Genomic DNA, 13,479 nt, shown 5'->3' on the forward strand with positions numbered 1-13,479 from the left:
GTGCCCCATGCCGCCTCGGCTCACCAGTATAATGGAATAAAATACCTCCATGCCTGAGCACCCTGTATACTTCTTTGTAGAAGTCAAGACTATATAGGCTACCAGTGCTTCTTGTGAATCTAGGTGGATCATGTATTACTCTATGAAAATACTCTGACTCTAATGAGAAGACGCCTTCAACTACATCCATTATATTAATCCTTATTCTATCACTGGATAACTCCCTGCTCCATGGATTCCTCTCAGTTATCCATACAACATTTTCATCTATCTCAAAAGTATAGATGCTACCAGCCCCCCTCCTCAGAGAAGCTATAGCTGTATAACCCAACCCCATACATGTGTCGAGGATGTTTAGGCCACTTGTAACCCTAGCTGCCCGTATCTTCGAGATCGTGTCGCGCCACGGATCGGTGTCCTGTATTCTATGCATATGGATGCCGTTTATCTCGAGCGTTGGTGCTGTAGTTTTACCCGTCGCCTTTAATTTATAGAACCCTGTTTCAGTATGGAGTACCACCTCATATATTCTCCCGGTTTCCTCTAGCAGTACAACCCTATCATGCTCGCTTGGCTCTAACTCTCTAACATCTACCTCGATGCCTTTGCTAAGTAGTAACCTATTGTTCTCCACGCAGACAACCCTAGTTGATAAACCTAGATCCAGTGTAGTTTCAATACATCCGCTTGAACGCTTCAGCTCATCAATAGTGAAAAAAGTGAACCAGTATCCTTTCACGGGTTTAAATACAAATGCCTCGGGCACGGTTCATACCTGGGCTCATTTAATCTACTGGCTTAACACGTTTAAATCATCTAATGGGAGATACCTCTGGATCTTGGAGCCTGATGAGACAAGTCTTCTCAACTCACTTATTAGTTTAGAAGATCCCTCAACTATTATCACTATTATAAATTCATTCCCCATCCTATGAACACTATACGATGTAATAACAGAGCTGTATCTTGAAATAATAGAGGAGGGCAGCGGGCTCTGCGAGTAAACAACTATTACACCACGACACTTGTGCTCCCTATCCTCGTGGAGATTCTCATGTATATACTCGTTTAAAGCATTCGATACTATAGTAGATCTATCACAGTGAAATAATCCGGCTAGATTATCCAGTTTCTCCGCCACATGGTAGGGCACGCTCACACCAAACCTCTTCTTTGAATTCCCGCCCATCTATCTTCCCCACCCTGTGAGCGCCACATATAGAAAAGCGATGACAAGGATAAAACCACTTACACCTACAGGGCTTAATCCATAGTTTACTGCAGCTACATATCCCAGCATCGTAGACGTTGTTGACACTAGTAGTGTTAATAGTAAGTGCTCCTTACTGCTTCTAGAGATTCTTGCCCCCACTATTGCCGGGAGGAGTATCATTACATGCTCCATTATGTAACCGCTGATACGTAGTAGCCCTATCGTGGCTAAACCGATTAGGGTGTAAGTGATGAAATCATAGTAGCCTATCCTCACACCAGCTATCCTAGCGGACACGGGATCTATGCTTAATAAAATTATCTTGTTGTATATTAAAATAACCACTGTGACTACAATTATTGAAATAACAGTAGTCACCAGGACGTCTTGCCTGCTCATTAGAACAGGATCCCCTAGCATTATACTGGATAGACTATATTGTGCAGGGAACATTGTTAACACGTAGTATGCTAGTAGAACACCCATCGATGATGAGAATGAAACCATGAAAGAGGATACTTTGTTGGGATCTATTCCCCTGTGAATTAAGTATCCGGCGAGATATGTTAACATCAACCCAACCGGTATCGCTGAATAATATATGTTCACCCCGAATATTAATGCAAAGATGTAGCCGAGGGTAGCCGCTAGAAAACTATTATGTATGGAGCCTGAGACAAGGAACTCTAACCCCCTATAATAGGCCAGCAAGCCGACTAAGCTAAGCGATAACCCCGTTAACCAGTATGCTATAACCCTATCAACCCCTATGACCCTGGAGGAAATCACCAGGGACACTAGGAAAACTATGGATACAATAATGCATGCTAACAGGGAACTCGATCTCCTTCTGGCACCTGGAGTCATCTGTAAACCCACCTAGACAATGCTAAACCTATTATGACACCTATAACCACATAGAGTATTATGAAGAGGGGATCGGATGCTAGATGAGAAGGCCCCTCCAGTTTCGTAGAAGGCTCTCCGGCTTCCTTAATGTTCACACCACTTACTTGAGAACTTATATAGTATAGTTTATCAGGTATGGAGCCATTAACCAGCGGCGATGGAACCTCTATTATGGTTACATTATATTTCTTCGATAACTCGATCAACGCATTGCCTTCACTAGAGGCGGCCGGCGACGTTACAAACACTAACGGAGTACTCCCACTCTTCATGAAGCTCTCGACAGACGCTATATCCTGAGGGGATGGTTGCACCTCATGCTCTGGAACAAGTGATTTAACTACCTTGAATCCCATCCATTCCACGGCATATTGTATTCCAGGTAGGTCTATTATAGTGGACACGTCACGGTATTTGCCTATCATCTTATTAACTAGGGATATGAGTGAGTTTACTAGCTTTAAGGCTTTATCCCTATAGCAATCAGCTTTCAAGGGGTTGGCTTTCGCTAGTGTGCTTGTCAGATTTCCAACGAAGAGGATGTAGTTTAATGGATCGTAAATAGGCATGTGGAGATTGGCCTGCCCACTGGAGGGATTAATGGTAATCCTGATTCCAGGGATCTCAAGTATATTGATAAGTGTTGCATTCAACTCACCCTTCTTCACAAGCTCCTCTATCTCTGCTTCGGCACCAGTATGCCCTGTTGAAACTATTATCGACGCCCTCTTTAGTTTCTGGTAGTCACTAATGGATAACTGGTATTCATGGGGATCTACGCCTGGGGGAATAATATAATCGACTACGTCACCATCGCACAGTAGGAGTTTAATATCACTTACCAGATTAGGGAAAACAGTAACCACGTATACTCCGCTGGTGGTTTGAAGAGAAAAAAACGGTAGCCCTTGTGAAACCAGCAGACTTAACACGGTGATTACTGGGATCAATGCGTGCCCCATGGTTTCACACCTTATGCACAAAATGTTTATAAGTCCTTAAATAGATTTGTGCACAAGGGATTCGATGTGATTATAGAGTTAATAGATTTAACCGTGAAGAGAGGACATACCCTGGTACTGAACAATTTAAACGCGGTGTTCGAGGGCCCTGGACTAATACAGGTTATAGGCCCCAATGGGGCTGGCAAAACAACACTGCTTCTCACCATCCTAGGCTTAATAAAACCTGTAAAAGGAGCGGTTAGGATCAGGAATACTGAGCTGAAGAATTCGAGTGGAGGATTATATAAAACAATATCCTACATCCCTCAAAAATTCTATATACCGAGGGATGCACCGATAACGCTCTGGGAGTTCGTGGAAAGCTATATTAGGGCTTACGAAGGAGGTATGCCATTTAGATCCAGCCATACTGTAAATAGGAGAATTGAGTCAGCACTGGAAATGGCTGGATTACCCAAGGATTCATGGGGTAAGAAGATCAGTGAGTTGAGTGGCGGACAGCTCCAGAGAGCTCTAATGGCTAGAGTTCTCTCAGTAGATTCAGAGATAGTATTGATGGATGAACCCCTCTCCAACATAGACCCCGAGGGAAGGGGGGCGCTGGCTGAAATCATTGGCAAGCTTTCAAGTAGGAAACTACTCGTGGTGACAAACCATGATCCCGTATTATTGCTGCCATATACCAGTAAAATACTGTTACTAGGATATGGTGAATACAGGTACGGTGACCCCGACAGCATCCTTTCACGGGAGGTTTTGACGAAAATATATAAGAGTTGTGCCATAGTATTCGGAGAGCATGCCCACATAGCGGATTGGCACTAGGTGGGGATACTTTCTTGAGGATGCTTGAAGGCGAGTTATGGGAGTATAATGGAGTAGTATATATCGCTAAGGGTTTCCAGCACCCTGAAGGAATGATCGTAGCCTACCCTAGGTACGATCTTTATATCTCAGGGAAAATACCCGGGTGGCGCCTAGAGAGATACATTAACACCGTGGACTGGGAGTGCATTAAGTCCAGGGTTCCCGTGATACCGGTGTCGAAAAGCACCGTGTTTCTAAACAGGCTCAACAATATTCAACAAGTAGTCGCGGAAATCATCTCAGATGCTCTAGGCGTGAGAGAGAATGATATATATGTCACAGGATCCTCAAGGATCCTCGGTAAATACAATGACATTGATATCGCGATATATGGGGTTAAAGAAGACTTCACTAAAGACCTCGAGGATCTCGTTAATAGAGGAGTGCTTAAACGGGTTGATGAATGGGTGCTTGTATACGAGTACTGGGAGAAGCATAGAGGTGGAATAAGTCTCGCTGAATATCTATGGTTCAAAAAGAATACTCTTCTACACCTAAATATACTTGGAATTCACGTGAATCTTAGACCAGTTATCTACTCTAGAGGAGTCCATGGATGCATAGACCCAGTCTTGAATATATCAGAGTACACCGGACTAGTACGCGTGGTTGAGCCGATAATAGATCATGCCATACCATCGAGATATATTGGCTTACTTGATAATGGTGAGGAAGTAATCCTTGAATCCATGCGGGAAGTATACTCGGAGCTGAATACGGGTAGCTACCTCGCCATAAATAATAAAGTAGAGGAAAGGCCTAACGGTATATACCTTGTACCAGACCATGGATTGTTGAAGCCTATACTACGGCATTGAATCTAACTTAAGGGAGAGGAGGGAAAGTGGTATAAGGGAAAAAGAAGAATATGGTTAAAACCTATTACCTCTTATTTAATCCACGCTTCTTTATGATGCTGAACACCGTATCTGGGGTTAATGGTATTCTATTTACATCCCTGTTCGCATCTTTACTCCCTAATGCATGCGCTACAGCATTGGCGATGCTTGGAGCTATGCCAACTATAGAGGGTTCTCCAAGCCCCTTAGCTCCAAACGGCCCCCTAATATACCCTGCCTCCACGAAGTCTACTAGTATTCTCTCTGGAATATCCAGGCCTGTGGGTATATGGTATGTCGATAAGTTTGTATTGTAGACGTGTCCTTCAGGGCTATAATACGTATCCTCCATTAGGGCGTATCCCATACCCTGGATATATCCTCCAACACCGTGGTGCTCTGCACCAGTCCGATTGATTACTCTTCCAATATCATATACTGTTACAGCGTCTTTTACTCTCACAACTCCTGTTTCGAGGTCTACCTCCACATCACTCACTATGGCGCCAAATGTGTATGTGAAGTAGGGTTGACCGGTGCCTGTCTCCTCATGCCACTCTGCCGGTGGAGCCCTATAGTAGCCGAATTCTTGCAGTGGAACACCTTTCCAGAAAGATTGCTCCACTAGTTCTTTCCATGTTATATAGTGTTCTGGGTCGTCTCTACAATAAACCTTTGGAGCATCTATTACAACGTCATCAGGGCTACTACATCCAAGCATAGAGGAGGCTAGCTCATTGAGTCTTTTTCTTAGCTTATATGCCGCCACAAGTGTTGCATTACCGCCCATCGCAGTGCTTCTAGACGCAACCGTGGGTCCTGCATCAGGTGTTGATGCTGTATCCGGTAACTCTACTTTGAAGTAGCTTGGCGGGACACCCAGTATTTCAGCAGCTATATTGATTAAGCCCTGGATAGAGCCCTGGCCCATATCGGTTAACCCTGTCCTAAATATTATGCTTCCATCCCTCTGTATGATTAGTGTTACAGACGAGTAGTCGGCTCCCTCCGCGCCAATACTGTTTCCATGATAGAATACAGCTATGCCTATTCCACGCCTAATAGTACCCTTGGCCTCGGAGTACAGTTTCCTCTTCTCATACCACCCGCTTAATTCAACTGCTTTCTTGATGGCATCTACTAGTCCAACGCCGTGATCCAGTAATTGTCCATGAACCGTTCTATCACCTGGTCTCAACGCGTTCCTAAGTCTTATCTCCACTGGGTCCAGGCCTAGTTCCTCAGCAAGTATATCCATCTGCCTTTCAACCGCGAATGTTACCTGTGGGTTACCGAAGCCTCTGAACGCTCCTCCGGGAACTTTATTCGTGTACACCGCTGCGAGATCTATTTTCGCGTTGGGAACCCTGTAGGGCCCGGTGCTATGTACTATCGCTCTCCATGCGACGAATGGGCCGAGGCTAGCGTATGCTCCCTTATCTAGTATTATCTCGGCCTCGACGCCGAGTAATGTTCCATCTCTCCTAGCTGCATGCTTGTATCTAGCGATAATCGGGTGCCTCTTCGTGTGTCCTATTATGGATTCTTCCCTTGTATGTAATACAACCGCTGGTTTCTTCGTGTATAGAGCTGCTAACGCGGCTTTAGCAGCTATCTCGTTGCCCACGTCCTCAGCGCCGCCGAAACCTCCACCCAGTGCTGGAGCTATGACCCTTACCATGTTGAATGGTAGTCCTAATACGTTTGAAACAGCTTTCCTTGTATCGAAGGGGCACTGTGTCTTAGCATATATTGTAACTCCTCCATACGGCTCGGGTATTGCTATTGCCACCTCTGGCTCAAGATAGGCGTGTTCCTGCATAGGTGTCCTATACTCGTTCTCAACTATGACGCTGGCCTCCTTGAATGCTTTCTCTACGTCTCCAACTCTGATCTTGTACCTCGTTAATACGTCGCTTCCACGTTCATCATGTATTAATGTATGAGGCTTCTCCTTTAATCCATTCCATTCAATTATCTGCAACGGGTCTAGGTATACCTCTAATGGCTCGTAGTCAACGTGGACTCTTTCCCCAGCGTCTCTGGCGTTCTCAAGGCTCTCAGCCACTATTAGTGCTACGGTATCCCCTATATACCTTACCTTTCTATCGGCTATAAGTGGTTGATCCGGTAGTACATAGCCAACGTCATTTATACCCGGTATATCCCTGGATGTTATAACTTTTATCACACCTGGGTAGTTAACCGCCTCTGATACATCGATACCCTTGATTAATGCATGGGCATACTTGGATCTAACGCTGTAGACGAATACGGGGTTCTTTAATAGATTAATTAGATCCGCTGTGAATATCGGCTTACCTGTTGCCTTACTTATGGCGTCCCATCTCACTACATGCTTACCTATATACTTGAAGTCCTTCGTAGGCTTACTCCTTGTTTCATTGAATATCTTTTCAACTATTTCAACATACTCGGGCTTACTCATGTGAACCACCTACTAGACAACTTTTAAATGATACTTCTCTCTCACCTGTTTTTCATCGAAGTAGATCTTGCCCTCATTGATGTACTTGGCTGCAAGCTTGGCTGCTGCAAAGTAGTAGTGGTAGCTCCCACACCTGCACAATGTGCTGCTAAGCCACTCCTTTATTTCGTCGTAGCTTGGGTTTGGATTATGGTCGAGCAACGCCTTAGTCATCATTATGAAGCCCGATGTACAGAAACCGCATTGCATGCCTCTGGTCTCGATGAATGCTACTTGGATAGCGTGTAGCTTGCCCTCGGGGGCCAGGCCTTCCACAGTCGTTATCTTGGCTCCATCAAGCGTGGATGTTAGCGTGAGACATGAGTGCCTTGGTAACCCGTTCACGAGGACTATGCATGTTCCGCATTCCCCTCTACCACATCCCTCTCTAACACTTGTATAACCTAGTCTATACCTTAGTGTGTCAATTAACCTCTCATGAGGAGGTACGTCAACTATGTACTCCCTACCATTAACCTCTAACCTGACTTTAACGATCCCCGCCAACCTACATCACCCCGTTTAGGATTCTATTGTGTACGAGGCGCAGACCCTTCCTTAAAATAGCCTTAGACATTTCAAGCCTGTATTCACTGGTAGCCCACCAGTCACTAATCCTCTTCATCTCCTTATCGAGGCATTGTTCCGCCTCTATGAGGGTTTCCTCGCTTATATTTCTTCCAGTTATACATTTCTCAGTGCTCCTGGCCCTTCCAGGTATCCTGTGCTCACTAATCATGTCGAAGGCTATTCTGGCTTCCCTTATCCGTCCTTCCTCCTCTGTTAAATAGATGGCGCCAGTGACTATGCCGGCTATAAGTAGCACTCTTCTATCAAACTTTATGAATGCACTACTTGTCTTAGATGGCGGCTCCTTGAATGATATCTCCGTGATGATCTCGTTCGGCATGAGAATCGTTTTCCTTTTATCGACCAGGAATTCTTCCAGCCTGACCTTTCTCACACCATGCACGCTTTCAAGCCTTAGCTCGGCATCGTAGACGAGCAGGAGTGTTATGTAATCGCTGTACTGCGTGGCCGACGCGATATTACCGCCTATCGTGGCGTTAAACCTTATTGCCATGGTACCGAATTTTCTGAAGACATCTATGAACCCGGCATATTTTATATCCTGGTGCAGTATACTCTTACTGAGCTCCCATAGTGTTGTGAGGGCTCCTATTCTCACCACGCCATTCTCCACTACTACATAGGAGAGATCCCTCCTCAGTGGAGAGAGATCCACTAGGTATTTTGGCACAGGTATTTTCCGGTCTCTTATCAATACTAGTAGTTCTGTACCACCTGCCAGGGGCTTCGCGTCTGGCGAGTATTTGTCAAGGAATTGCAGGGCGTCGCTAAGGTCCCGTGGACGATGGATATCGAATATACTCTACACCCCCATTGGTTACTTTATTTTCTAAGAGCCCGTGGGTAATAAATTTTTACGATTATAAACCGTAACAATGATTTAAATACAGGTTCCCACTTTAGTAAGATATATACTGAGAAGGAGGGTATATGCATGAAGGTGTGTAGGGATATAACCGAGTGTATAGGGGGCACACCAATAATACGGCTCTCAAGGATACTGCCACAGGGCTTCAAGGCCGAAGTATGGGGTAAGATGGAGTTCACTAATCCAACGGGCAGCGTGAAAGATAGGATGGCATTATACATGTTGAGAAAAGCCGTTGAGAAAGGAGAATTGAAACCAGGTATGACAATAGTTGTTCCTACAACAGGTAATACAGGCATAGCTTTCTCAGCCCTTGCAAGCGTGCTCGGCTTCAAGGTTTTAATAGTAATACCAGAGGAGATGAGTGCCGAGAGATTCATGTTAATGAAGTTATTCGGAGCCGAATTCTACTTCACACCAGGCGGTGAAGCCGATGCTGGTAATGCATTAGAAATAGCTAGAAAGCTTGTGGCTGAGAACCCTAATAAATATTACTTATTCGATCAATGGGGAGATGAAGCCAATATACAGGCCCATTACGAGACAACAGGTAAAGAGATACTTGATCAAATAGGGTGCCCCAAGGCCTTTGTAGCTGAGGTTGGAACCGGAGGTACTTTAATAGGTATAGCGAAGAGGCTTAAAGAGGAGTGCCGCGACGTCATAGTGGCGGGTGCTGAACCAGCTGAATGCCCGGTTGCAGCAGAGTGGTTTAAGACTGGTAAGCCGGGTCCCTGGGGAAGACATGAAATAGAGGGAGTTGGTGACGGCTTCATACCCGATATAGTTATGAGGAATAAGCACCTGCTCGACGACTTTGTAACCGTGAACAGCGATGAAGCAATACAAATGGCTAGGAAGATAGCCAGGCTAGAAGGCCTCCCAGTTGGAATAAGCAGTGGAGCAAATGTTGTAGCAGCTATAAAGCTCGCACAAGCCCATAACCTGAGAAACGACGACAAGGTTGTAACAATACTACCAGACTACGCTGCCAGATATTTCAGCACCAGGCTCTTCAAGAAGAAGCGTGAAATAGTTAACAGGAAGCGGCTGCTGGAGGAGCTGGATATTTAGTCCCATACTATCCTATTCTTCTTTTCTTCTCTTCTTTCTTCAATTCCCTATCTTATCATATATGGTCTGGCTAGATGGAGGCGACTTCATCTAGATGAATAATTTAAATTAAGGTGTGGTAAGTTTAATTATAGTTAATTGTATAGGGTGATAGGAGCAAGTTATGATGAGCTTTAATCCCAGGATCTGTTCTACATGCCGGGGCCGGGGCTTCTGCGGGTTATCCTACTGCCCTGTTATAGCTAGGGCTAGAGCATCCATTAAGCTATCGGGGATCACTGGCCAGCGTGTGATAGAGGGTTCCACCCCGCCCTCATTATTTGTTGGGAGATATGGTTATCCATATGTTAGAGCAGGTCCAGGCGCTGCTCCTCCAAACAATGACGTACTAGTGTATGATTACCCTGAATCATGGCTTGGAAGAAGGATAGAGGATATCCTTGAATATAGATGGAGCCTTGTAACAGGATATACCAGTATAGATGTGAGAAAGCCGTATGATAGGATAGTTGAAGAGACAAGACTCATGACCCTGAGCAGTAGACCTGTGGATATTAGAGTAGAGTTAGCTAAGCCACCGCGTCCAATATTGCATCTCAGCGAAGAGGAACCACCGCAGGGCCCTAGGGCACCAATAGTAAGGCTACAGGTATTAGGCAATCCCTCTGTGCCTAGGCCCGTGGAGAAGGCGTTTAATGATACGGATCTACCAGCCTATGACGCGGTGGTCTACCTCTATAAGTCAAATATACCGGTTTCCCATATACAGAAGATACTCAGTGCCGGAGCACTAGGTGTTAAAAACCAGAGGAGACTGGTACCTACAAGGTGGAGCATCACCGCTGTTGACAGCATGATATCCAGGGAGCTGCTTAGAGAGGTGAAAAAATATGACGTTATCAACGAGGTAGAGGTATACATGCTTAGGCACTACGATAACTTATTCATAGCATTACTCTACCCAGCTAAGTGGAGTTATGAATGGATGGAAGCCTGGTGGCCAGGCTCCACATGGAACCCTGGAGCCCTGGACGTGGTTGTTGAGGGAGACTATGAGGACTATCATGGGAGAACAACTTATCCAGGTATTGGTGGATGCTACTATGCAAGCATGCTTGCGACACTTGAGCATCTTTCAAGGATGAGAAGACAGGCTACAGCGATACTACTTAGGGAGATATATCCAGGTTTCAATCTACCATTGGGTGTCTGGTTTGTCAGGGAGTCGATTAGAGAGATGTACAGGCATGAACCAATCTTAAAGACCAGCAAGTTAAAGGAGGTCTTCGATCTACTGGATAAGGTAACCAGGCTCGGGGCTACTAAATGGTACAATTCCTCCAAGCTGCTTCAGAGGATTGTAAAAACGAGGAGTATTAGAGACTTCTTCTCGAGGGATACCTGAGTTGTTCCAGGAGTTTAAAGTAATAAAGACAAGGTGTGAGACAGCCCTGTCGAGGAGCGGGTTGCCGGGACTAGACTATGCTTTAAACCCCTATGTCGGTTGTTCACATGCCTGTATCTACTGCTATGCTAGGTTATACACGAGGAATAGAGATGTAGGCGGTAACTGGGGAAGGATAATCCTAGTGAAAGAGAATATAGTTGACGTATTAAGAAGGGAGGTAGTCAAGTACCCAAGGGGCGTTGTCGGCATTGGCACGGTAACAGATGCATATCAACCTGTTGAAGCCGTGTATAAGCTAACGCGGCGTTCACTAGAAGTATTATTAAGACATGGTTTCCATGCAAGTATTCAGACAAAGAATCCCCTGGTTTTAAGAGACATGGATCTCCTGGTAACACATAGGGATCTAGTTGATGTGGGATTCACGATAACCACCCTTGATTACAGGGCCTCCATACAGATAGAGCCACATGCACCGCCCCCAAATGCCCGTTTAAAAGCACTCGAAAAACTAGTCGAGGAAAAAATTGCCTCATGGATTTTCTACGGGCCAATTATACCAGGCATCAATAGTGACCCCGATACTGTGAGAAGCATGGTGGAGATAGCTAAGAAACTAAACATAGTACTATATTACGACGTACTTCATGTGAAATCATTCATGAATACGCCCACGCACCCATTGTATAATTACATTGAGAAAACCCGTAGAGAGAGAAGGCGGATCATGGAACTAATAGAGACCGAGTGCAAGAGGCAGAAGGTGACATGTAGAACCGGTTTCAGCGAGATGTGAATAGTCTACAATACTGGACTGGTTAAAGATCGCGCGTGATTATTTATCTTCTTTCTCCCCCGTACCTCTCTCTTCTTCCTCAACTCTGAGTACCCTGCCTAATTCTTTCTTGGATATGTTGAAGACGGCTTCGGCTATAGCTTTAACATATTCATCGCTTGGCGTGGTTTTAGGAAAGCCAATCCTGATTGCGAGAGCCCTCTTAAATGCCTCCTTGTACTCGCGGGATCTTATCTCACCCCTGTATATTGCCTCGGCTAGTTTTAAACCTATGAAGAATTTAACATAGCTTTTAACGGTTTTTTCCTCCTCCGGGAAAGCATTATATACTGCATGCAGTATCTTCGTGAATCCATCCTCGCTCATGAATCCAAGTATGAATTTTGTTAGAGGTATTCTCAACAGTCTTGCAATCATGTTACCATCGACCACGCCTGTAGGAGACACCGATTTTATTTTCTCTCTAGCTCCCTCGATATCGCCTTGGAGTATTAGATCCAGCGCCATATCCAGGTTTTCCTCTACGTAGAAAATCTTCGAGAACATATATGGGTAATCCTGGGCAAGCCCCAATCCATATTTACCGATTACATATAGTGTTGTAAGCTCCTTGTCGTATATGTCGGGGGGCAGAGCCTTCCCTCTGATCGGGCTTAATCCAGTTTTTTCATAAGTCTTCCTCAAGTAATCAACAAGTGCTCCTCTATCAAACTCGTTAACTCTCTTTGCCACCTCGCTCAGTATCGATACTGCTACCTGGATTCTTTTCTTATGTGGTTGCCTCATTACGCGTATCACCCTGTATACATGGGAGCTCTCTAAGTAGAAACCGCTTGATCCTCAAGTCTAAGCCTGTCCTACCCGTGTAAACCCATATTCTACTACAATCCTTACTGATTAAAATTTTTACAGTTAAGGAGCCAAGATATCTATTACGTACCCCAATGTATACTTGAAACCTGCCCTTTCTCTCCCTGATCTCCTTAAGGCTTGCCTCACCGTATTCCTGTCTAAGCATCTTCTCCAGTCTTCCCAGGACATTTATCAACGTGTTAACTGTTAACATATATATCACTATGGCTTCCATGATTCCTTGAGCTTGACGAGTCCCAGTGTTTCAGCCGCCTCCAGATACCATGCAACTATTTCTTTCAGAAGCTCCATCCTGGCGTCCTCGCAGGATACACTTATACCGTGAACCATTTTATATGCTTCCACAGCTATATCACAATTAACCTTATCCTCTATTCTTACACGGATTTCTCCTAAAACCTCTAGATAAGAATACCCTTTATTCTCAGCCATCTCTTTAATGCCATCCAGTATCTCCCGTGAAGGAAGCAGATCCATGCACTCACCGCCTTTAGACATGCATATTTCAAAGTATTTAATTAAAACAGAGTAGTCTCCAAGTATTTTACCGCTGGCTAAAAAAGGTTTTCTACCCAAACCTGTTCATCC

General features: G+C 44.9%; 15 protein-coding genes. 5 read left to right on the forward strand and 10 right to left on the reverse strand.

Going from position 1 to position 13,479, the window contains the following annotated elements; all coding sequences use genetic code 11:
* The 4 genes from ACP5N5_RS00380 to ACP5N5_RS00395 form a co-directional block, all read right to left on the reverse strand.
* Nucleotides 1-766, reverse strand: a 766-nt coding sequence (locus ACP5N5_RS00380; protein WP_428130987.1) for a class I SAM-dependent methyltransferase, incomplete at its 3' end; no start/stop codon positions are given.
* Nucleotides 767-790: 24 nt separating this feature from the next.
* On the reverse strand, nucleotides 791-1,189 hold the full coding sequence (locus ACP5N5_RS00385) for a CopG family ribbon-helix-helix protein (RefSeq protein ID WP_276813466.1): 399 nt from the start codon (nucleotides 1,187-1,189) through the stop codon (nucleotides 791-793).
* Nucleotides 1,190-2,080: a metal ABC transporter permease gene (locus tag ACP5N5_RS00390; RefSeq protein WP_428130991.1), complete on the reverse strand. Its 891-nt coding sequence runs from the start codon at nucleotides 2,078-2,080 to the stop codon at nucleotides 1,190-1,192.
* Nucleotides 2,077-3,084 carry a metal ABC transporter substrate-binding protein gene (locus ACP5N5_RS00395; protein ID WP_428130993.1) on the reverse strand — a complete coding sequence of 336 codons (1,008 nt, stop codon included), beginning with the start codon at nucleotides 3,082-3,084 and terminating at the stop codon, nucleotides 2,077-2,079. Before ACP5N5_RS00395 ends, ACP5N5_RS00390 begins: the two co-directional genes overlap by 4 nt.
* Before the next feature lie 66 nt (nucleotides 3,085-3,150).
* Between ACP5N5_RS00395 and ACP5N5_RS00400 the strand changes: the two genes are divergently transcribed.
* Together ACP5N5_RS00400 and ACP5N5_RS00405 are read left to right on the forward strand one after the other, a co-directional pair.
* Complete coding sequence (locus ACP5N5_RS00400) at nucleotides 3,151-3,912, forward strand: metal ABC transporter ATP-binding protein (RefSeq protein WP_428130995.1); 762 nt, start codon at nucleotides 3,151-3,153, stop codon at nucleotides 3,910-3,912.
* Between the two features lie 20 nt (nucleotides 3,913-3,932).
* Complete coding sequence (locus ACP5N5_RS00405; RefSeq protein ID WP_042667914.1) at nucleotides 3,933-4,772, forward strand: hypothetical protein; 840 nt, start codon at nucleotides 3,933-3,935, stop codon at nucleotides 4,770-4,772.
* A gap of 64 nt (nucleotides 4,773-4,836) precedes the next feature.
* Here ACP5N5_RS00405 and ACP5N5_RS00410 read toward each other — a convergent pair whose 3' ends face one another.
* From ACP5N5_RS00410 to ACP5N5_RS00420, 3 genes are read right to left on the reverse strand one after another with little or no spacing between them, the layout of a single operon-like run.
* Nucleotides 4,837-7,242 carry a xanthine dehydrogenase family protein molybdopterin-binding subunit gene (locus ACP5N5_RS00410; RefSeq protein WP_428130998.1) on the reverse strand — a complete coding sequence of 802 codons (2,406 nt, stop codon included), beginning with the start codon at nucleotides 7,240-7,242 and terminating at the stop codon, nucleotides 4,837-4,839.
* A gap of 12 nt (nucleotides 7,243-7,254) precedes the next feature.
* The gene (locus ACP5N5_RS00415; protein ID WP_012608044.1) at nucleotides 7,255-7,788 is read right to left on the reverse strand and encodes a (2Fe-2S)-binding protein; all 534 of its coding nucleotides are present in this window, start codon (nucleotides 7,786-7,788) and stop codon (nucleotides 7,255-7,257) included.
* A 1-nt stretch (nucleotide 7,789) separates the two neighbouring features.
* Entirely contained in the window at nucleotides 7,790-8,671 is an 882-nt protein-coding gene (locus ACP5N5_RS00420) for an FAD binding domain-containing protein (protein ID WP_428131063.1), read from the reverse strand.
* Nucleotides 8,672-8,806: 135 nt separating this feature from the next.
* Between ACP5N5_RS00420 and ACP5N5_RS00425 the strand changes: the two genes are divergently transcribed.
* The 3 genes from ACP5N5_RS00425 (at nucleotide 8,807) to ACP5N5_RS00435 (ending at nucleotide 12,018) form a co-directional block, all read left to right on the forward strand.
* The gene (locus ACP5N5_RS00425) at nucleotides 8,807-9,814 is read left to right on the forward strand and encodes a PLP-dependent cysteine synthase family protein (protein WP_012608046.1); all 1,008 of its coding nucleotides are present in this window, start codon (nucleotides 8,807-8,809) and stop codon (nucleotides 9,812-9,814) included.
* Between the two features lie 163 nt (nucleotides 9,815-9,977).
* Nucleotides 9,978-11,219, forward strand: coding sequence for an Nre family DNA repair protein (locus ACP5N5_RS00430; RefSeq protein ID WP_428131009.1), 1,242 nt, complete (start codon nucleotides 9,978-9,980; stop codon nucleotides 11,217-11,219).
* Nucleotide 11,220: 1 nt separating this feature from the next.
* Nucleotides 11,221-12,018: an SPL family radical SAM protein gene (locus tag ACP5N5_RS00435; protein WP_042667218.1), complete on the forward strand. Its 798-nt coding sequence runs from the start codon at nucleotides 11,221-11,223 to the stop codon at nucleotides 12,016-12,018.
* A gap of 39 nt (nucleotides 12,019-12,057) precedes the next feature.
* Here ACP5N5_RS00435 and ACP5N5_RS00440 read toward each other — a convergent pair whose 3' ends face one another.
* The 3 genes from ACP5N5_RS00440 to ACP5N5_RS00450 are packed head-to-tail and all read right to left on the reverse strand — an operon-like array spanning nucleotide 12,058 to nucleotide 13,467.
* Nucleotides 12,058-12,804 (reverse strand): DUF2192 domain-containing protein, encoded by a 747-nt coding sequence (locus ACP5N5_RS00440; RefSeq protein ID WP_012608049.1) that lies wholly within the window; start codon nucleotides 12,802-12,804, stop codon nucleotides 12,058-12,060.
* Entirely contained in the window at nucleotides 12,788-13,084 is a 297-nt protein-coding gene (locus tag ACP5N5_RS00445; protein WP_428131069.1) for a hypothetical protein, read from the reverse strand. The genes ACP5N5_RS00440 and ACP5N5_RS00445 overlap by 17 nt, the downstream gene beginning before the upstream one ends.
* A gap of 8 nt (nucleotides 13,085-13,092) precedes the next feature.
* Nucleotides 13,093-13,467 (reverse strand): hypothetical protein, encoded by a 375-nt coding sequence (locus ACP5N5_RS00450; RefSeq protein ID WP_428131019.1) that lies wholly within the window; start codon nucleotides 13,465-13,467, stop codon nucleotides 13,093-13,095.
* Nucleotides 13,468-13,479 lie beyond the last annotated feature (12 nt).

The organism is Desulfurococcus sp., assembly GCF_049970475.1.
Classification (GTDB): Archaea; Thermoproteota; Thermoprotei_A; order Sulfolobales; family Desulfurococcaceae; genus Desulfurococcus; species Desulfurococcus amylolyticus.